16 protein-coding genes are annotated in these 18,572 nt (G+C 69.6%); 2 read left to right on the top strand and 14 right to left on the bottom strand.

Going from position 1 to position 18,572, the window contains the following annotated elements; genetic code table 11:
* Positions 1-43: 43 nt before the first annotated feature.
* The gene (locus tag RSO68_RS11390) at positions 44-973 is read right to left on the bottom strand and encodes a PHP domain-containing protein (RefSeq protein WP_315586664.1); all 930 of its coding nucleotides are present in this window, start codon (positions 971-973) and stop codon (positions 44-46) included.
* 119 nt (positions 974-1,092) lie between these two features.
* Here RSO68_RS11390 and RSO68_RS11385 point away from each other — a divergent pair, with 119 nt between their 5' ends.
* A complete protein-coding gene (locus RSO68_RS11385; RefSeq protein WP_089848538.1) occupies positions 1,093-1,392 on the top strand; it encodes a YciI family protein in 300 nt (99 codons plus the stop codon).
* Between the two features lie 212 nt (positions 1,393-1,604).
* The gene (gene mnmC / locus RSO68_RS11380; RefSeq protein ID WP_315586663.1) at positions 1,605-3,659 is read left to right on the top strand and encodes a bifunctional tRNA (5-methylaminomethyl-2-thiouridine)(34)-methyltransferase MnmD/FAD-dependent 5-carboxymethylaminomethyl-2-thiouridine(34) oxidoreductase MnmC; all 2,055 of its coding nucleotides are present in this window, start codon (positions 1,605-1,607) and stop codon (positions 3,657-3,659) included.
* Positions 3,660-3,673: 14 nt separating this feature from the next.
* On the opposite strand, the gene RSO68_RS11375 is transcribed toward mnmC, so the two are convergent.
* The 13 genes from RSO68_RS11375 to ccmA all read right to left on the bottom strand — a co-directional run bounded on the left by RSO68_RS11375 (position 3,674) and on the right by ccmA (position 18,507).
* Positions 3,674-3,946, bottom strand: coding sequence for a YheU family protein (locus RSO68_RS11375; RefSeq protein WP_089848533.1), 273 nt, complete (start codon positions 3,944-3,946; stop codon positions 3,674-3,676).
* Positions 3,943-5,988, bottom strand: coding sequence for an NAD-dependent DNA ligase LigA (ligA, locus tag RSO68_RS11370; RefSeq protein WP_315586662.1), 2,046 nt, complete (start codon positions 5,986-5,988; stop codon positions 3,943-3,945). Before ligA ends, RSO68_RS11375 begins: the two co-directional genes overlap by 4 nt.
* 124 nt (positions 5,989-6,112) lie before the next feature.
* Positions 6,113-7,690: a cell division protein ZipA gene (zipA, locus tag RSO68_RS11365; RefSeq protein ID WP_315586661.1), complete on the bottom strand. Its 1,578-nt coding sequence runs from the start codon at positions 7,688-7,690 to the stop codon at positions 6,113-6,115.
* A gap of 226 nt (positions 7,691-7,916) precedes the next feature.
* Positions 7,917-11,411, bottom strand: coding sequence for a chromosome segregation protein SMC (smc, locus tag RSO68_RS11360; RefSeq protein WP_315586660.1), 3,495 nt, complete (start codon positions 11,409-11,411; stop codon positions 7,917-7,919).
* 4 nt (positions 11,412-11,415) lie between these two features.
* Positions 11,416-12,660 (bottom strand): c-type cytochrome biogenesis protein CcmI, encoded by a 1,245-nt coding sequence (ccmI, locus tag RSO68_RS11355; protein ID WP_315586659.1) that lies wholly within the window; start codon positions 12,658-12,660, stop codon positions 11,416-11,418.
* Positions 12,657-13,127, bottom strand: a complete 471-nt coding sequence (locus tag RSO68_RS11350) for a cytochrome c-type biogenesis protein (RefSeq protein WP_315586658.1) — start codon at positions 13,125-13,127, stop codon at positions 12,657-12,659. The genes ccmI and RSO68_RS11350 overlap by 4 nt, the downstream gene beginning before the upstream one ends.
* Positions 13,115-13,645: a DsbE family thiol:disulfide interchange protein gene (locus tag RSO68_RS11345; RefSeq protein ID WP_315586657.1), complete on the bottom strand. Its 531-nt coding sequence runs from the start codon at positions 13,643-13,645 to the stop codon at positions 13,115-13,117. The genes RSO68_RS11350 and RSO68_RS11345 overlap by 13 nt, the downstream gene beginning before the upstream one ends.
* Positions 13,642-15,633 carry a heme lyase CcmF/NrfE family subunit gene (locus RSO68_RS11340; RefSeq protein WP_449271879.1) on the bottom strand — a complete coding sequence of 664 codons (1,992 nt, stop codon included), beginning with the start codon at positions 15,631-15,633 and terminating at the stop codon, positions 13,642-13,644. The genes RSO68_RS11345 and RSO68_RS11340 overlap by 4 nt, the downstream gene beginning before the upstream one ends.
* 24 nt (positions 15,634-15,657) lie before the next feature.
* Positions 15,658-16,164: a cytochrome c maturation protein CcmE gene (gene ccmE / locus RSO68_RS11335; RefSeq protein WP_089848516.1), complete on the bottom strand. Its 507-nt coding sequence runs from the start codon at positions 16,162-16,164 to the stop codon at positions 15,658-15,660.
* Positions 16,154-16,378 carry a heme exporter protein CcmD gene (gene ccmD / locus RSO68_RS11330; protein WP_089848515.1) on the bottom strand — a complete coding sequence of 75 codons (225 nt, stop codon included), beginning with the start codon at positions 16,376-16,378 and terminating at the stop codon, positions 16,154-16,156. The genes ccmE and ccmD overlap by 11 nt, the downstream gene beginning before the upstream one ends.
* Positions 16,378-17,118 carry a heme ABC transporter permease gene (locus RSO68_RS11325; RefSeq protein WP_089848514.1) on the bottom strand — a complete coding sequence of 247 codons (741 nt, stop codon included), beginning with the start codon at positions 17,116-17,118 and terminating at the stop codon, positions 16,378-16,380. The genes ccmD and RSO68_RS11325 overlap by 1 nt, the downstream gene beginning before the upstream one ends.
* 14 nt (positions 17,119-17,132) lie before the next feature.
* On the bottom strand, positions 17,133-17,876 hold the full coding sequence (ccmB, locus tag RSO68_RS11320) for a heme exporter protein CcmB (protein WP_089848513.1): 744 nt from the start codon (positions 17,874-17,876) through the stop codon (positions 17,133-17,135).
* Positions 17,863-18,507 carry a cytochrome c biogenesis heme-transporting ATPase CcmA gene (ccmA, locus tag RSO68_RS11315; RefSeq protein ID WP_089848512.1) on the bottom strand — a complete coding sequence of 215 codons (645 nt, stop codon included), beginning with the start codon at positions 18,505-18,507 and terminating at the stop codon, positions 17,863-17,865. The genes ccmB and ccmA overlap by 14 nt, the downstream gene beginning before the upstream one ends.
* Positions 18,508-18,572 lie beyond the last annotated feature (65 nt).

Here is an 18,572-nt window from a genome sequence, read left to right as displayed (position 1 = left end):
AAATGGCGTCGCTCCACGATAACATGCGCCGCCGGGCGCACGATCAGGCCTGCGGCCCACCGGCGCGATCTCGGCCGGCGGCCGTGGCGGCGATCCCGGCCAGGCGCGGGTGGGCCCACACCGGCGGCGTGGCGGTGCGCGGCACCGGGCTCATGCTGCCCGGCGCCAGGTGCCCGCCGGGGAAATGGAAGTCGCTGCCCACCGAGCCGTAGAGCTCGCGCTCCTGGAGCTGACGCGCCAGGTCGCGGGTCACGTCGGGATTCTGGAAGCCGCTGACCAGCTCAGCGGCCTGGCCGCCGGCGGCGGCGAAGTCATCGAGCAGCAGCCCGCGCTTGCGCCGGGTCAGGCCGTGGCGCAGCGGATGGGCCAGCACCGCCACCCCGCCCGCATCGAGGATCCAGGCCACCGCCGTGGCGAGGAAGGGCCAGTGCGCCTTGATGTCGCCGGCCTTGCCATTGCCGAGGTGCTTCTTGAAGGCGGTGCCGATATCGGGCACCAGCCCGGCGGCCACCAGCGCCTTGGCGAAGTCCGGCCGCCCCAGCGGGCGCTCGCTGCCGGCCTGCTCGCGAGCCCGGGCCAGGGCATCCTTCAGACCGATCTTCTCGAGGCGCTCGGCGATGCGCCAGGAGCGCTGCTCGCGGGCCTCGGCCTGGGCGGCCAGCCCCGCGACCAGATCGCCCCGCGGCCCCTCGGGCAGCAGGCCCACCACGTGGATGTTGATGCCGCTCCACTGGGTGGAAAGCTCGGTGCCGGGGATCAAGCCGATGCCCTGCTCGCGGGCGGCGGCCTCGGCCTCGTCGATGCCGTCCATGGTGTCGTGGTCGGTCAGCGCCATCAGGGAAACGCCCTTGGCCCGGCACAGCGCCACCACCTCGGCCGGCGGCAGGGCGCCGTCGGAGGCCGTGGAGTGCATGTGCAAATCGACGCGGTGCGGTTCGCCCTCGAATCGGGCGGGAGGTGCGGTCATGGGCATGACGCCGGCAGATGAGTTTGTCAGAATATCTCGACATGGTGCTCGCGCGACCGATGACGGTCAATGACGGGGCCATCGGCACCCGCGGCGAGAGCCGCCCACCACGAGGAAGAACCGCGATGCTCTACGCCATCATCAGTGAAGATGTGAATAACAGCCTGGAACGGCGCCTGGCCGCCCGTCCGGATCACCTGGCTCGCCTCGAGGCGCTGCGCGACGAGGGCCGCCTGGTGCTGGCCGGCCCGCACCCGGCCATCGACAGCAACGACCCGGGCGAGGCCGGCTTCACCGGCAGCCTGGTGGTCGCCGAGTTCGAGAGCCTCGAGAGCGCCCAGGCCTGGGCCGATGCCGACCCTTACATGATCGCCGGCGTCTACGCCAAGGCGATCGTCAAGCCGTTCAAGAAGGTCCTGCCCTGATCCCCATCCACAGGTTTGCCTGTCCACAGCCGGTTTCCCACAGCTGCTGTGGACAAGCCTGTTGAAACGCCGCGGACGCCTTTCCCAAGCCCGGACGCCGTGCCGGCGCGACGAGATCGATCAAACCTTGATCAGCGCGTCATGTGTCCGCGTCCTGTATCATCACGCGCCCCATCACCGCCCCCTGTGACCGGAACGACCGGAGCCCCGCCGTGACCGCTGCCCCCGACGCCCTGCCCCCGCTCGCCGGCCTCCAGATCGCTCGCCTGGACTGGCGACGAGACGACGGCGACGAGGAGGTGCCCCACTCCACGGCCTTCGACGACGTCTACTTCTCGCGCCACGACGGTCGCGCCGAGACCGAGCACGTCTTTATCCACGCCAACCGACTGCCCGAGCGCCTCAAGGTCTGGCAGGAGCCTCGACCCTTCGTGATCGGCGAGACCGGCTTCGGCACCGGGCTCAACATGCTGTGCGCCTGGGCCTGCTTCGAGGCCCATGCCCCGCCGACGGCGAGGCTGCACCTGATCTCCACCGAGAAGTTTCCCCTGGCGCGGGAAGATCTCGCCCGGGCGCTCGCCGCCTGGCCGGATCTCGCCGAGCGGGCCGCCCGCCTGGTCGCCCAGTGGCCCGAGCCGGTGGCCGGCGTGCACCGGCTGTGGCTCGACGATCGGGTCACCCTCGACCTGCACTTCGGCGACACCACCGAGCGGCTCGAGCGGCTCGACGGCCGGGTCGACGCCTGGTTCCTCGACGGCTTCGCGCCGTCGAAGAACCCCGAGATGTGGCAGCCCGAGCTCTTCGCCGCCATGGCCGCCCGCTCGCGCCCCGGCGCGACACTCGCCACCTTTACCTGCGCCGGGGTGGTCAAGCGCGGCCTCAAGGCGGCCGGCTTCGCCTGGCGCAAGGTGCCGGGGTTCGGCCGCAAGCGCGAGATGCTCGCCGGCGAGATCGCCGTGCCCCCCGAGGATCGTCGCCGTGGGGCCACGCCCTGGTTCACGCCCCCCGCGGCGCAGCCGGCCCGCCGGGTGGTCGTGGTCGGAGCGGGCATCGCCGGCACGAGCGTAGCCGCGGCGCTGGCCCGGCGCGGCGTGGCGGTGACGCTGGTCGACCGCGAGGGCCCGGGCAGCGGCGGCTCCGGCAATGACCAGGGAGCGCTCTACGTCAAGCTCGCCGCCGACACCAATCCCCAGAGCAGGGTGTATCTCGCCGGGCTGCTGCACAGCCGCCGCCTGCTCGAGGCCCTCGACCCCGAGCGGGAACTATGGCGCCCCTGCGGGGTGCTGCAGCTGGCGATGCGCGACAAGGAAGAGGCCCGCCAGGCGCGCTTCCTGGCCCATCATCCGCTGCCCGAGCGGGTGGTCCACGGCGTCTCGGCGAACGAGGCGTCGCGACTTTCCGGCACGCCGATCGACCACGGCGGGCTTTACTACCCCGAAGCGGGGTGGGTGCGCCCGGCGGCGCTGTGCCGACGGCTGGCGGCCATGCCAGGAGTGGAGTTCCGCCGAGCGGAGGTGGTCGAGATGACGCCGGAGGATGACGGCTGGACGCTGGAGATGGCCGACGGCGAGCGCCTGGCGGCGGATCAGGTGGTGATCGCCACCGCGGCGCTGGCCAACCGCTTCGCCCAGACGGCGGCGCTGCCGCTGCAGCCGGTGCGCGGCCAGGTGAGCCGGCTGACGCTTCCCGAAGGCACCCCAACGCTCGAGCGAGTGGTCTGTGCCGGGGGCTATGTGCCACCGCCCCTCGATGGAACGCTCACCTTCGGCGCCACCTTCGCCCCGAACCGGGACGAGACCGACGAGCGCGAGGCCGACCACGCGGCGAACCTGGCGGAACTCGAGGCCACCCTGCCGGCCTTCGTGGCCGCCCTGCGCGAGGCGGGCGCGACGCTCGAGCCGGGTGCGCTGGCGGGCCGGGCGGCGGTGCGCGCGGCGAGCCCCGACAAGTCGCCCTACGCGGGCCCGGTGCCGGTGGCCGAGGCCTGGGCGGCGGACTATGCACGGCTTGCCAAGGACGCCACCCGGGTGCCCGCGACGCCGGGACGCCACCATGGCGGCCTGTGGATCAGCGCGGCCCACGGCTCCCGGGGACTCGCCAGCGCGCCGCTGTGCGCCGAGCTGATCGCCTCACGGATCTGCGACGAGCCGCTGCCGCTGGAGGCACCGCTGGTCGATCACCTGCACCCAGGGCGGCGGCTTATCCGCGACCTGATACAAGGGAAGCAGGACGCAGCATCAGCGAGAGGCATCGGAAACGGCTCGTAGAGGTGGCCTGCGCCCTACCCCTCTTCCTCGTCGTCGGCCAGGTCGCGGCCGAAGGCGCGCCACTGGGCCAGGGTCATCACCTCGGTGGACTCGGTCTCGAGGTCGTGGGCGATCAGCAGCTCGCCGCGGTCGAGCTGGCCCTTGAGCTGGCCGACCCAGCCGCGCATGCCCTCGCCGGTGTCGGTGGTGTCATAGCCCTGACGGGTGACGAAGGCCTCCAGCAGGCCATCGAGGGTCTCCCCCGGCAGCATTCGGTAGGGCACCTCGATGAAACGATCGCCATTCATGAGTCGGACTCTCCTTTTTCCCATTCGGCCAGCCGCCCGAGGAGCTCGTCCTCGTCGATGACCGGCACGCCCATCTGCTCAGCCTTCTCCCGCTTGCTGCCGGCGGCGTCGCCGGCCACCACGCAGGCGGTCTTCTTCGAGACGCTGCCGGCCACCTTGGCGCCCAGTGCCTGAAGCCGGGCCTTGCCCTCGTCGCGGGTCATGCTCTCAAGCGTGCCAGTGAGCACCCAGCTCTGCCCGGCCAGGGGCTGGGGCCGCTCGCCGATGGTCTCTTCCTGCCAGCTCAGACCGCAGGCCAGCAGATCCTCGATGGTCTCGCGGTTGTGCGGCTGCCGGAAGAAGGTGTGCACGTGGGCGGCGACGATGGGCCCCACATCGTCCACGGACTCCAGGGCGGCCACGTCGGCGGCCATCAGCGCCTCCAGGCTACCGAAGTGGCGGGCCAGGTTGGCGGCGGTGGTCTCGCCCACCTCGCGGATGCCCAGGGCGAAGATGAAGCGCGCAAGCGTGGTTCGCTTGGCCTTGTCGAGGGCCGCCACCAGATTCTCTGAGGACTTGGTGCCCATGCGCGGCAGTTCGGCCAGGCGCTGGGCCTCCAGTCGGAAGAGATCCGCTGGAGTGATCACCCACTCACGCTCGACCAGCGCCTCGATCAGCTTCTCGCCCAGGCCATCGATGTCCAGTGCCCGACGGGAGGCGAAGTGCTTGAGCGCTTCCTTGCGCTGGGCGGGGCAAAAGAGCCCGCCGGAGCAGCGCGCCACCACTTCGCCCTCCAGGTGCTCGATCTGGGAGCCGCAGGCCGGACAGTGCTCGGGAAAGACGATCGTTTCGGCATCCACCGGGCGGCGCTCCTCGAGCACCCTCACCACCTTGGGGATGACGTCGCCGGCCCGGCGAATCGCCACGGTATCGCCGATCCTCACGTCGAGCCTGGCGATCTCGTCGGCGTTGTGCAGGGTAGCGTTGGAGACGGTGACGCCGGCCACCGAGACCGGCTCGAGCCTGGCCACCGGGGTGATCGCCCCGGTACGCCCGACCTGGAACTCGACGTCGTTGAGCCGGGTGGTCTCCTCCTGGGCGGGAAACTTGAAGGAGGTGGCCCAGCGCGGGGCGCGAGCGACGAAGCCGAGCTCACGCTGCAGGCGCAGATCATCGACCTTGATCACCACCCCATCGATGTCGTAGCCGAGGCGATCGCGCTTCTCGCCGAGCGCGCGGCAGTAGTCGATGATGCCCTCGGCGCCCTCCACCACGGCGAGCTCCTGGCTGGTACGAAAGCCGAAGTCGCCGAGCCGCGCCATCAGCTGGCTGTGGCTGGCATCGCCCTGCTCCGGTTCGATGCGTGCCACCTGGTAGGCGCTGAACTCCAGCGGCCGGGTAGCGGTGACCCTGGGGTCGAGCTGACGCAGGCTGCCCGCGGCGGCGTTGCGCGGATTGGCGAACACCTTGGTATCCTCCTCCCGCGCCCGGTCGTTCAACGCCTCGAAGCCGGCGTGGCTGATGATCACCTCGCCGCGCACCTCGAGCAGCGCCGGCGGGTCGTCGCCGCGCAGCCTGAGCGGGATGGAGCGCAGGGTGCGCAGGTTGGAGGTGATGCCCTCACCGGTGCGGCCGTCGCCGCGGGTGACGCCGGCGACCAGCTCGCCGTGCTCGTAGACCAGCGAGACGGCCGCACCGTCGAGCTTGGGCTCGCAGCAGAAGGCCAGCGGTTCGCCGTGGGCTTCGAGGCGGTCGGCGACGCGTCGCACGAAGGCCTTGACCTCTTCCTCGCTGAAGGCGTTGTCCAGGGAGAGCATCGGCACGGCGTGCGCCACCTCGGGAAATCCCGCATCGGGCGCGGCCCCGACCCGCTGGGTCGGCGAGTCGGCGGTCACCAGCTCAGGGTTCGCCTCCTCCAGCACTTGCAGGCGACGCAGCCGGCGATCGTAGTCGGCGTCGGTCAGCCTGGGCTCGTCGAGCACGTAGTAGCGGTAGTTGGCGTCGTCGAGCTCGGCACGCAGGCGCACCACTTCATCGAGAACTTCGGGATCGGCTTGGCTCATGGCGTCTCTGGTCTGGTATCACGAAGGCATGGCTATTCTCGCACACCCGCTTTTCGCCTGCCCAAACGAAACAACCCCATGAAATCATGGGGTTGTTTGACTGGCCCGCGAAGCGGCGTGCTGGCTAGTTCACCTGGTAGCGGTTGAGGCGGTTGCGGCGCTCGAACTCCTGCACCCGCTGACGCGCGAACTCCACGGTCTGGGCGGTCATCACGCTCCGATGCTCGTCCTTCAGCACGCCGCCCAGATGACGGACAATGACCATGGCGGTCTCGACCATCGCCTCGAAGGCCGCCGCGGTGTCGCTGGCGCCCGGCAGCGGCATCAGCAGGGTGATGCCCTGGGTGCGGAAGTCGTCCATGGCCTCGATGGGGAAGGTCCCCGGCTTGACCACGTTGACCATCGAGAACTGCAGGCGACTCTCCGGGTCTTCGGTCTCGAAGCGGTGAAAGATGCCCATGTCGCGACCGTAACGAAGGCCGCAGGCCATCATCAGCTCGAGCAGCGCCGTGCCGGAGAAGCCCTCCTCATCGCGAGACATCACGCTGATCACCAGGATCTCCTCGGCGTGACTCAGGGTCTCGCGGGCGTGCTCGGCGTTGACGTCATGACGCAGCGCCTTTTCCAGCACCGGGTGGGCACGCACCACGTCGTCGTACGGCGATCCGTCGTCCAGGGCTTCATCGACGAACTCTTCCACTCGCTCATCCAGGTATCCATCCATGGCGGAAGCCTCGGGCTCCCGGTGACGGCTGCCCGACGGGGTGAAGAGTGGATCATCATCGTCGGTGCGGGCGACCGCCTCGGCCTCGAGGCGACGCCGCTCGGCCTCGCGCGCAGCCTGCTCATGCTCGGCCTGCTGCCGCTGCGCCGACTCGCGGGCGTCCTTTTCGGCGCGCGCCTGCTCCCGGCGCTGCTTTTCGTCGCGCTTGTGCTCGCGGCGATCGTTCAGGGACTTCTGCAGGGAGGCGCCGAAACGCTGCATGGAGGAGCCGACCCGTTTGGAGCCGCTCTTCAGGGAGTCACCCATGCCCTCGAGATCCACCAGTCGGTAGCGCTCTTCGTCGGCATAGCCGTCGTGATCCTGTGGATCGGCGGCCAGCGAGCCGATGCCCTCGGAGGCCTCACCGGCCGCCCGCACCTCGGACTCCTCCAGGCTAGTGAGCGCCGGCTCACGGCGCTCGTCCTCGGCGGCATCGATACCCGGGGACGCAGAAGCCTCGGCGCTCATCTGGGCGGTCTCGTGAGCCGATTCATGAGCGGCATCACGATGGGCATGACGAACATCGCGGGTCGGGGCCTCAGGGCGAGCGGTCGAAGAATCACGCTGCGGCTCCTCCCCAGCCTCCGCCGGCCGCTGAGCGTTAGCCGTGGGGTCTTCGGCATGGCGCCGGAACTCCGACAGTACCCGTGACGGGCCAGGATGCTCCTGGCGCTCCAGCTTGGGCTTGGGACGCACGCCCCCCTCGTCCGCCGGCCTGATGACCCGCGCCCCTCCGTTGGGCAGTTCCCAGTTGATCTCGGCCCGCCGGGCCTCGGCCTCGGGGTCCACCTCGGGCTCGGCGTGCGCATCAGCAGTGGCGCTCTCGGCCTGATCCAGACGCGGTACACGGCGTTGGCGCTGAAGGCGACGCACCCCATCGATGACGATGAGGGTCACCAACGCCAACCCTAAAATGATCAGCCACTCTCTTAATTCCATGGGTCGTCATGCCTTTTGCTAAGGCGCCATGCCTGATGGTTGTTCGACAACAGCATAGCGCGACTGCCAAAAAAAGGGCCAATTCTTTTGATTGTCAAGTTCGGCATTGTCATGCCGTCACTCGACTTTGCCCTTCGCAATCGCCCTTCAGGTTCCCCATGCGTCCGTGCACTATCGTCTTCATTGTCATCCTTGTTAACCCGTTTACCGTTGACGTTCAAGTCCATCAGGCATCGGCCAGGGCCGCGGCCTCCTCCACGCCTACCGATACCAGGCGCGATACGCCCGGCTCCTGCATGGTGACCCCCATCAACCGTTCCGATGCCTCCATGGCAATCTTGTTGTGGGTAATGTAGATGAACTGAACGGTATCAGACATCTCCTTCACCAGCTTGGCGTAGCGTCCGACGTTGGCATCATCCAGCGGCGCATCGACTTCATCGAGCATGCAGAAGGGCGCCGGATTGAGCTGAAAGATGGCGAAGACCATCGACAGCGCGGTGAGCGCCTTTTCGCCGCCCGAGAGCAGATGAATGGTGCTGTTCTTCTTGCCGGGAGGACGCGCCATGATGGCCACGCCGGTCTCCAGCAAATCCTCGCCGGTCAGCGTCAGCCATGCGGTTCCGCCACCGAACACTCGCGGAAAAAGTTCCTGCAGGCCGTTGTTGACTCGCTGGAAGGTGTCGCGGAATCGCGACCGTGTTTCCTGATCGATCCGGCGGATCGCCCGATCCAGAGTCTCCAGGGCCTCGCTGAGCTCGGCGTGCTGGGCCTCCAGGTAGTCGCGGCGCTCGGCCTGCTGGTCATACTCCTCGATGGCCGCCAGGTTGATGGCGCCCAGCCGCCGGATGCGCTCGCCGACCTCCTCCAGCCGAGTCTGCCAGGCGGATTCGGTGGCGTTGGGATCGAGATGCTCGGCCAGGTTCGCGGCATCGTGGTTCAGCTCGGCGAGCTGCTCGTCCTGGGTCTCGGCCTTGAGGGCGAGGGCCTGGACCTGCATGCGCGACTCCTGCAGGCGTTCGCGGACACCCTCGAGGTTGCGCTCGTGCCCCTGGCGGGCCTGCTCGTCCTCGCGCAGGCGCTCGACCAGCTCGGCGGCCCGGGCGCGAGTCTCGTTGAGCACTCGCTCCTCGCGCTCGCGGCGGGCCAGCAGCTCGTCGAGGCGTTCGCGGCGCTCCTCGTCAGGCTCGTGGAGCCCCTCGCGGGCTTCCTCCAGCTCGGCGCAGCGCAGCTCGAGGCGCTCCCGGGCCTCGCCGGCCCGCCCCTGCTGCTCGGCCAGGCCCGTACGCTCGGTGGTCGTCCGCTCCTGCTCGAGGGCCAGACGCTGAGCCTGGTCGGCCAGCGGACGCTGGCGAGTGCGCAGCGCGGCCAGCCGCTCCCTGGCCTCGCGGCGCTGCCGCTCGAGACGCTCGCGGGTCTCGGCGCCCTCCTCCAACCGGGCCATGGCCGCCTGCCACTGCTCGCGCGCCTCTTCCAGGGCCAGCATCGCCTCCTCGCGGTTTTCGGCCAGCCCCTCGAGTTCCTCGGCAAGCTCGGCGGCGCGCCCTTCCAGGTGCTCGAGTCGGCTGGCGAGCCCACTCTCCTGCACGGCCAGCTGCTGGCGCTGCTGCTCGAGCTCGCGCTCCTCCTGGCGCGTCTGCTCCAGGGCCGACTCGCGCTGCTCGACCCGGGCCGCGGCCGCCTCGAGACGCTCTTCCTGCTCGCCGAGGCGCGCCTCCACCTCGCCGAGAGACTCGCGCACCTCGGCCTCGCGACGCCGGCTGACCAGCAGGGCATCGGGCCCGGCACCGGCACCGCGATGACGCACCCAGCCCGCACCGAGCCAGAGGCCGTCGGGGGTAATCAGGCTCTCGCCGGCGGCGAGCGCCTCGCGCGCGGCCCAGGCCGCCTCCCGGCTCTCGACGCAGCGGATGCCGGCGAGCCACTGGCCGGCCGCTCCGGCGCCGCGCACCCGAACGGCGAGACTTCCCGCCGGGGCGCTCACCTCATCGGCCTCGAGCAGGCCGAGCTCGGCCTGGGGCGGCGCCGCCATGGCCTCCCGGGACGCGTCCCGCGGCGCCAGGCGCGCACTCAACCAGGGCGACAGCACCCAGGAGACCGCCTCCTCCCAGCCGGGCTCGACCTCGAGCGCCTCGCCGAGGCGCGGCTGATCGCCCAGGCCGTGGGCGGTCAGGTGCTCGTCGAGAGCCTCGTCGTGATCGGCCAGGGCGGCCTCGATCAGGGCCTCCAGCGAGGCCAGTTCGCCCTGCAGGGTGCTGCGACGCTGGCGATCGGTCTCGCGGGCCTCCTCGGCCTCGCGCACCTCGCCGCGGGCGGCGTCGCGATCGACCTGGAGTTCGCCGCGACGCGCCTCGAGTTCGGCCAGCTGGCCCTCGAGCTCGGCGTGGCGCTCGGCGAGCTCACGACGCTGCTCGCCGAGGCCGGCGATGTCGGGGAGCTCCTCGTGCTGCTGGCGACGGCGGCGTTCGTCGGCCGAGAGGCGTTCGAGCCGGCCCTCTAGGTCGCGCAGGCGATCCTGGGCACGCTCGGCCTCGCGGCTCTGCTCCTGCCAGCGCTCGCCGAAGCTCTCCCAGGCGGCCTCGGCCTCCTCTGCCAGCGGTTCGGCCTCCTCCAGGGCGGCCTCCAGCTCGGCGAGCTGCTCCGCCACCTCCTCCTGCTCGGGCCCCAGGGTCTCGAGGCGCTCCTCGAGACGCGCCAGGCGTTCGCCGTCGTCGTCACCCAAGCGGGCCAGCTCGGCGAGCTCGCGGCGCGCGGCCTCGAGATCCCGCGCCAGCTGCTGGTCGCGGGAGCGGGTGTGCTCCAGGTCCTGCTCCAGGCGGGCGATGGCGGTGGTGGTCTCGTAGAAGCTCGACTGCCGACCGTCCAGCTCCTCGGCCAGGCGGTCGTGCTCGGCGCGGGCCTCCTCGAGGCGCGTCTCGGCCTGGCGCATGCCCAGCACCTCGCGCTCCACCGCGGTCTCGAACTCGCGGACGCGGGTCTCCTCCTCGGTCTGGCTGGCGCGCAGGGCGCGGCCACGCAGCAGCGAAAGCTCGCCCTTGAGGCGATGCTCCTCCTGCTTGAGGTTCTGGTAGCGCCTAGCCGCCTCGGCCTGGCGCTTCAAGCGCTCGAGCTGCTTGTCGAGCTCCTCGCGGATGTCCTCCAGACGCTCCAGGTTCTCCTGGGTGCGGCGCATGCGGTTCTCGGTCTCGCGTCGCCGCTCCTTGTACTTGGAAATGCCGGCGGCCTCCTCGAGGGTGGCGCGCAGCTCCTCGGGGCGGGCCTCGATCAGCCGCGAGATCATGCCCTGGCCGATGATGGCGTAGGAGCGCGGCCCGAGGCCGGTGCCCAGGAACAGATCGGCGATATCGCGACGCCGGCACTTCTGGCCGTTGAAGAAGTAGTTGGACTGGGAGTCGCGGGTGACCTGACGCTTAACCGCGATCTCGGCGTACTGGGCGTAGATGCCGCCCATGGCGCCGTCGCGGTTGTCGAAGATCAGCTCGATGGAAGCCATGCCCACCGGCTTGCGGCCGGTGGAGCCGTTGAAGATGACGTCGGTCATCGACTCGCCGCGCAGGGTCTTGGCCGAGGACTCGCCCATGACCCAGCGCACGGCATCGATGATGTTGGACTTGCCGCAGCCGTTGGGGCCGACGATGGCGGTCATGTTGCCATCGAAGGGCACCGTGACCGGGTCAATGAAGGACTTGAAGCCCGCCAGGCGGATCGATGTCAGGCGCATGGACTCACTCGACGACCCGGTCGATCACCACCTCGACGGCATCGCCGTCGATCATGCCCACCGAGACCCCGCCGAGGGTGCCGACCAGATCGCCTGGCTGCGGCGTGGCCTCCCCGCTCTGGGAAACGCGCACCGTCAGCCGCGCCGTCTCGACCTGGGAGAGCTTGGCCATCGGCGCCATGGCGTCGGCATCGTTGAGCACCGTGGTAAGCGGCAACTCGCCGAGCCGCGCCCGAGCCACGGCCAGCGGCGGCAGCTCGCCGGCGGGGTCGCGGGCCACCACGAAGACGGTGGCGTCATCATTGAGCCGACCGGCGAGCTCGTCGGCCAGGCTGACCCGCACGGCGATGCCGGGCCCCTCGGCAACCGCCGGCTTGGCCGGATCGGGAGTCACGCCCAGGCGTTGCTGGGCCACACGGATGCCCTCGCGCAGGGCCTCGGCTGAGTCCGGGTTGTTCATGCCGGCGATGGCGCGGCGCCAGTGGTCGATGGCGGCTTCAAAGTCGCCGGCCTCGAAGGCCTCGATACCGAGCATGCCGATTACCGTGGGCTGGGCGGGCTCCATGGCCAACACCTCGTCGACCAGCGCCTGGACCTCGGCGGTCATCTCGCGGCCGGCGGCGAAGTAGCGGATCTGGGCGAGCTCGGCGAGCAGCCAGGGCTGGCGCCCCTCCAGCGCGACCAGCCGCTCCAGGGCGCGCGTGGCCGCGTCGATGCGGCCGCTGTCGCGATAGAGCGGGAACAGCGAGCGCCAGACGTTGGGGTTATCGGGCTGGCGCTGGGCCTGCTCCTCGAGGCGCTCGATCAGCACCGGCAGCGAGCCCTCGGGGTCGCTCATCACCTGCTGCTGCACGGTGTAGAGGGCGAGGTCGCCCTCGGCGCCCTCGCGGAGGTACCAGAAGAAGCTGACCAGCACCACGGCCACCATCACCACCGGCACCACCAGCCGGCCGGAGGCGGCCGATGCCAGCGGAGCGCGCTCGAGATGCTCGGTGTCCTCGAGCAGGCTGCGCTCGAGCTCCAGGCGATCTTCCTCTAGGCGGGCGGCATCGATCTCGCCGCGCGCGTGGGCGGCCTGAAGCGACGCCAGCCGGCGACGATAGATGGCAAGATTCTGTTCGGTGGTGCGATCGTTGGCCTCGAAATCACGCTGAGCCGCGCGCACAGCGGCGGCACGACGCAGTGGGGCCACCAGCAACCACAGGGCCGGCAGCAGCAGCACGGCCAGGGCGATCCATAGCAGGGTCATTCGGTTCTCTCGCGATTGATCAGGGCATCCAGGCGATCACGCTCCTCGGCGCTCAGGGCACGGGCCGAGCTGCGGCGACGCGCGCGCACCATCAGCACCACCACCAGGGCGCCGAGCAGCACCAGCGCCGCGGGCAGCCCCCACAGCAGCAGGGTGCGGCCCTCGAGACGCGGATTGTAGAGCACGTAGTCGCCGAAGCGGCTCACCATGAAGTCCAGTATCTCCTTGTCGGAGCGGCCATCCCGAAGCTGAACGTAGACTCGGTCACGCATGTCGCCGGCGATCGGCGAGTCGGAGTCGCCGATCGCCTGGTTCTCGCACTTGGGGCAGCGCAGGCTCGCCGTCAGATCCTGGTAGCGCTGCTCGGTCACCGGGTCGTCGAACTGACGCACCTCGATGCCGCCCGCCTGGGCGAACAGCGGCAACAGAAGCAGGGCGGCCAGCAGGCCGCGGATCACTCTCGCCATTTTTCCACCTCCGGCAGTATCGTCTCGCGCACGTCTTCCGGCTTGATGTAGCCGGTATGGTGATAGCGAATGATGCCGTCGGCATCGACCAGGAAGGTCTCCGGGGCGCCGTAGACGCCGAGATCGAAGCCGAGGCTGCCCTCGGGGTCGAAGACGTTGACCTCGAAGGGGTTGCCGAACTCGGCCAGGAACTCGCGGCCCTTCTCCCGGGTATCCTTGTAGTCGACGCCGACCAGGCGCACGCCGCGATCGGCCAGGTCGAGCAGTTGCGGCATCTCCTGCTTGCAGGTCGGGCACCACTCGCCCCAGACGTTGACCAGGGTGACCTCGCCGGTGAGCAGGGATTCGTCCACCACCCGCTCCGGGTCCTCCAGGGTCGTCAGCTCGAAGGCCGGGAAGTCCCGGGCCATCAGCGCCGAGTCGCGATCGAAGGGATTCATCGCCAGGCCCTGGTAGAGGAAGCCCCCGAGCACCAGGAAACCGAGCAGCGGCAGCAGCAGCAGCAGGCGACGCTTCATGCCGTGGCCTCCCTGGGCTCGGCCGCGACGCCCTGCTCGGGGTCGCGGGCGGTTACGGTACGCCGGTAGCGGCGATCGGCCACCGCCAGGATGCCGCCAGCCGCCATCAAGAGCCCGCCCAGCCACAGCCAGCGCACGAAGGGCTTGTACTGCAGACGCATGGCCCAGCTGCCGTCCTCGAGGTCCTCGCCCATGGCGACGTAGAGGTCGCGGAACAATCCCGGGCGCAGCGCGACATCGGTCATCGGCATGCCCCGGGCGAGGTAGAGACGCTTCTCGGGGGTCATGGCGAAGGTGCGCTGGCTATCGCCGCGGCGCACCTCGATCTCGGCGAAATCGGCCAGGAAGTTGGGGCCGCGACGGCTGCCGAGCTCGGTCATGGTGAAGGTGTAGCCGGCGAGCTCGACGCTATCGCCCACCCCCATGCGCACGTTGCGGTCGATGGCGTAGTTGGAGACCACGGTGACGCCGATGATCGTCACCGCCACGCCGAGGTGGCCGAGGATCATGCCCCAGTAAGCCAGCGACAGGCGCCTGGCGCCGGCCAGCCGGCCGGACGAATGGCGCGTCTTGACCCAGAGGTCACGGACCATGGGCAGCACGACCCACAGCGAGATCAGCACGCCGAGGCTCACCTGCAGGTTCCACTCGCCGCGGTAGAGCAGCGGCGCCAGGGCGCCGATGATCAGCGCCAGCAGACCGGCCAGCCAGCTGCGCTTGAGCAGGTCCCGCCCGCCGGTGCGCTTCCAGCGCGCCAGCGGCCCCAGCCCCATGAACAGGCACAGCACCACGGTGAGCGGCACGAAGAGCGCATTGAAGTAGGGCGGGCCGACGCTGATCTTGCCGAGGTCCATGGCGTCGAGCAGCAGCGGATAGACCGTGCCCAGCAGCACCGTGACGGTCATGATCACCAGCAGGATGTTGTTGATCAGCAGCAGGGCGTCACGCGACAGCCAGCTGAAGGCGACCTGGTGGCTGACGCGCGGGGCGCGCAGCGCAAACAGCAGCAGCGACAGGCCCACGGTGATGCCCAGCAGCACCAGGATGAAGAGCCCTCGAGACGGGTCGTTGGCGAAGGCGTGTACCGAGGTGAGCACACCCGAGCGCACCAGGAAGGTGCCCATCAGCGACAGCGAGAAGGTGGAGATCGCCAGCAGCACCGTCCAACTCTTGAAGGAGCCGCGTTTCTCGGTCACCGCCAGGGAGTGGATCAGCGCGGTGCCGGCGAGCCAGGGCAGCAGCGAGGCGTTCTCGACCGGATCCCAGAACCACCAGCCTCCCCAGCCGAGCTCGTAGTAAGCCCACCAGCTGCCCAGGGCGATGCCCACGGTGAGAAACGCCCAGGCAATGTTGGTCCAGGGCCGTGCCCAGCGAGTCCAGGCGGCGTCCAGGCGGCCACCCAGCAGGGCGGCGATGGCGAAGGCGAAGACCACCGAGAAGCCCACGTAGCCCATGTAGAGCATCGGCGGATGGACGATCAGGCCGAAATCCTGCAGCAGCGGGTTCAGGTCGGCGCCATCCTGGGGCACGTTGGGCAGCAGCCGCTCGAAGGGGTTGGAGGTGATCAGCACGAAGGCCAGGAAGCCGACGCTGACCAGGCCCATCACGCCCAGCACCCGGGCCAGCATGTCGCGGGGCAGCTCGCGGGAGAAGCGGCTCACCGCGAAGGTCCAGGCGCCGAGGATCAGGCTCCACAGCAGCACCGAGCCCTCGTGGTTACCCCAGACGGCGCTGGCCTTGTAGTACCAGGGCAGCAGCGAGTTGGAGTTGTTGGCCACGTTGGCCACACTGAAGTCATCCAGCATATAGCTGGCCGTCAGGCAGGCGTAGGCGATGGCCAGGAACAGGAACTGGCCGGTGGCCATGGGCCGCCCGTAGGCCATCCACAGCGGGCGGCGGGTCGCCGCGCCGGCCAGCGGCATGATGCCCTGGACCAAGGCCATCAGCAGGGCAATGATCAGGGCGAAGTGGCCGATTTCGGGGATCATCAGGGTCTGCATGGACACTCCGGATCAGTTCGCACGGGCGCCGTCGTTCTGCGCCTCGAGCCGTTTGCCCACCTCGGCCGCCTTGGCCTGGTAGTCCTCCGGCGAATAGCCGGCCTCCTCCAGCGCCTGGGCCACCTCGGGGGGCATGTAGTTCTCGTCATGGCGAGCCAGCACCTGGTCGGCACGCAGCCAGCCGCCCTGCTGGAGCTCACCGACCACCACCACGCCCTGCCCCTCACGGAACAGGTCGGGCAGGATGCCGCTGTAGCGCACCTCGACGTCTTCGACATAGTCGGTCACGGTAAACACGACCTCGAGGCTTTCCGGGTCACGCTCCACCGTGCCCTCGCGGACCATGCCGCCGGCGCGAATCTGGCGCTCCAGCGGGGCATCGCCGGCGGTGATCTGCACCGGGCTGAAGAAGAGGTTGATGTTGCTGCGCAGCGCGTAGAGCGTCAGGCCCACGGCGATGGCGGCCAGCGAGACCAGCCCCAGGATCACGAACAGTTTCTGCTTGCGTTTAGCTCTCACGGGCGTGGCCCTCTTGATGTGAAACCGGTGTCGAGGCGCCGCGGCGCTGCTCGCGTCGTGCCCGGCGGCGCAGGTCGCGCAGCAGCGCTCGGCGCTCGGCGCGGGCGTGGAGAACCACGCCGACCAGCAGCAGACCGGTCAGGCCCCAGGAGGCCCACACGTAGACGCCGTGGCCGCCCATGGCGAGGAAGGCCGAGAGGGAATCGAAGGCCATCAGTTCACCTCCCCGGCGAGCTCACGCACCCAGCGCTTGTTCGATTCGCGACGCAGGATCTCGCTGCGCGTGCGCATCAGGGTCACCGCGATGAAGAAACAGTAGAAGCCCAGCACCATGATCAGCAGCGGCGCCCACATCTCCAACGGCATGGCCGGGCGCGAGGTGACGCTGAAGGTGGCGGGCTGGTGCAGGGTGTACCACCAGTCCACCGAGTACTTGATGATGGGAATGTTGATCACGCCGACCATGGCCAGCACCGAGGCGGCGCGGGAGGCGCTGTCGCGGCTTGCGAAGGCGCCGCGCAGGGCGATCACGCCGAAGTACAGAAACAGCAGGATCAGCATCGAGGTGAGGCGCGCGTCCCACATCCACCAGGTGCCCCAGGTGGGCACGCCCCAGACCGCGCCGGAGAACAGTGCCACGAAGGTCATGGCCGCGCCCAGCGGGGCCATCATCGCCGCGGCCATGTCGGCGACCTTGATCTTCCAGACCATGAAGACGAACCCGGCGATCGCCATGCTGACGAAGATGGACTGCGCCAGGAAGGCCGCGGGCACGTGCACGTAGATGATGCGAAAGCTGTTGCCCTGCTGGTAGTCGGCGGGCGCGAAGGCCAGCCCCCAGACGCTGCCGACGACGATCAGCAGCGCCGCCGCCGCCCAGAACCAGGGCGAGAGCCGTGCGCTGATGCCATAGAACCACTTGGGGGATCCGAGCTTATGTATGAAGGCCCACATGCCGATTGTCGTCCTCAACCGTTGATACTGATGCGCAGTGACGCCGCGATCGCCCAGGGGGCCAGGATCAGCGCGACTGCCAGAAGTGCCCCGAGAATCGCCAGGTGCGCCGCGACCCCCTCGCCGAAGATGGCCGCCTGCACGGCGCCGGCGCCGAAGATCAGCACCGGGATATAGAGTGGCAACACCAGCAGCGAGAGCAGCACGCCGCCCCGGGATAGCCCCACGGTCAGCGCCGCGCCGATGGCGCCGATCAGGCTCAGGCTGGCGCTACCCAGCGCCAGCGACAGCGCCAGCACCGCGTAGCTGCCCGCCGGCAGCGCCAGCATGATGCCCAGTATCGGTGCCATCAGCGCCAGCGGCAGACCGGTCAACAGCCAGTGCACCGCCACCTTGGCCAGCGCCAGCGCCGGCAGCGGCTGGGGCGAGAGCAGCAGCTGCTCCAGGGAGCCGTCCTCGTAGTCGCTGCGAAACAGGCTATCCAGGGACAGCAGGGCCGCGAGCAGCGCCGCCACCCACAGAAGGCCCGGCGCGATGGTCGCCAGCAGTTCCGGGTCTGGCGAAATGCCGATCGGGAACAGGGTGATCACCAGGGCGAAGAACACCAGCGGGTTCAACACCTCGCTGCGTCGGCGCATCAACAGCACCAGGTCGCGTTTCAGCGTTGCCCGGATTGCGACCCCGGCGCCGCCCTCGGGTTCCCGGAACAGCCGAACGGCGTCCGCTTCCCGTGCCAGATGAGGATCAGAGTTCGACATCACGCGCCCCCTGACCGAGCCGAATCCGCCGCAGGGCGGGCGTGTCGGCGAGTTCGTGATGGGTCGTGACCAGCACGCAGCCGCCGCGACGGGCATGGGCGGCCAGGCGCGCCTCGAGATCCGCGACGCCGTCGCGGTCGATGGCGGTGAACGGCTCGTCGAGCACCCACAGCGGACGCGGAATCAGCTCCAGGCGCGCCAGGGCCACGCGGCGCTGCTGGCCGGCGGAGAGCTGCCCGGCGGGCAGGTCCTCGAAGCCGACCAGCCCCACGGCCGAGAGCGCCGCGAAACGCGCGGGCTCGTCGTCGGGCTCGCCTGCCAGGGCCTGGTACCAGGCGAGGTTCTCCAGCGGCGTCAGCGCCGCCTTGACCCCCGGGGCATGACCCAGATAAAGCAGGTTGGCCAGGAAGTCCTGGCGCGTGCGGCGCATGGGATGCTCGTTCCAGTAGAGCTCGCCGTCGAAGTCGGCCAGCTGCCCGGAGAGGATCTTCAGCAGGGTGGTCTTGCCACTGCCGTTGGGGCCTTCCACGCGCACGATCTCGCCGGCATGGAGTTCCAGGTCCAGGTCTCTGAACAGCCAGCGATCGTCCCGCTCACAGGCCAGCTTTCGGGCTTGCAGACGCAGGCTCAAGGCACTCTCCCGGCATGGATAATTGCGCCCGGAACTCTACACGGAAAGGGCCCTGGCTGCCAGCC

This window comes from Halomonas saccharevitans, from assembly GCF_032333995.1.
Lineage (GTDB): Bacteria > Pseudomonadota > Gammaproteobacteria > Pseudomonadales > Halomonadaceae > Halomonas > Halomonas saccharevitans.
The sequence above is the reverse complement of the archived record's forward strand: the minus strand, read 5'-3'. Positions and strand labels throughout refer to the sequence as shown.

Bases quoted from the DNA above. Each gene is read 5' to 3' on its own strand.
- ligA (WP_315586662.1), bottom strand. From the start codon at position 5,988: ATGAGCCAAGCCGATCCCGAAGTTCTCGATGAAGTGGTGCGCCTGCGT.
- RSO68_RS11350 (WP_315586658.1), bottom strand. From the start codon at position 13,127: ATGGCGAGAGTGATCCGCGGCCTGCTGGCCGCCCTGCTTCTGTTGCCG.
- RSO68_RS11325 (WP_089848514.1), bottom strand. From the start codon at position 17,118: ATGTGGGCCTTCATACATAAGCTCGGATCCCCCAAGTGGTTCTATGGC.
- ccmI (WP_315586659.1), bottom strand. From the start codon at position 12,660: ATGACCCTGCTATGGATCGCCCTGGCCGTGCTGCTGCTGCCGGCCCTG.
- ccmD (WP_089848515.1), bottom strand. From the start codon at position 16,378: ATGGCCTTCGATTCCCTCTCGGCCTTCCTCGCCATGGGCGGCCACGGC.
- RSO68_RS11375 (WP_089848533.1), bottom strand. From the start codon at position 3,946: ATGAATGGCGATCGTTTCATCGAGGTGCCCTACCGAATGCTGCCGGGG.
- RSO68_RS11340 (WP_449271879.1), bottom strand. From the start codon at position 15,633: ATGATCCCCGAAATCGGCCACTTCGCCCTGATCATTGCCCTGCTGATG.
- RSO68_RS11345 (WP_315586657.1), bottom strand. From the start codon at position 13,645: ATGAAGCGTCGCCTGCTGCTGCTGCTGCCGCTGCTCGGTTTCCTGGTG.
- smc (WP_315586660.1), bottom strand. From the start codon at position 11,411: ATGCGCCTGACATCGATCCGCCTGGCGGGCTTCAAGTCCTTCATTGAC.
- ccmB (WP_089848513.1), bottom strand. From the start codon at position 17,876: ATGTCGAACTCTGATCCTCATCTGGCACGGGAAGCGGACGCCGTTCGG.
- RSO68_RS11390 (WP_315586664.1), bottom strand. From the start codon at position 973: ATGCCCATGACCGCACCTCCCGCCCGATTCGAGGGCGAACCGCACCGC.
- RSO68_RS11385 (WP_089848538.1), top strand. From the start codon at position 1,093: ATGCTCTACGCCATCATCAGTGAAGATGTGAATAACAGCCTGGAACGG.
- zipA (WP_315586661.1), bottom strand. From the start codon at position 7,690: ATGGAATTAAGAGAGTGGCTGATCATTTTAGGGTTGGCGTTGGTGACC.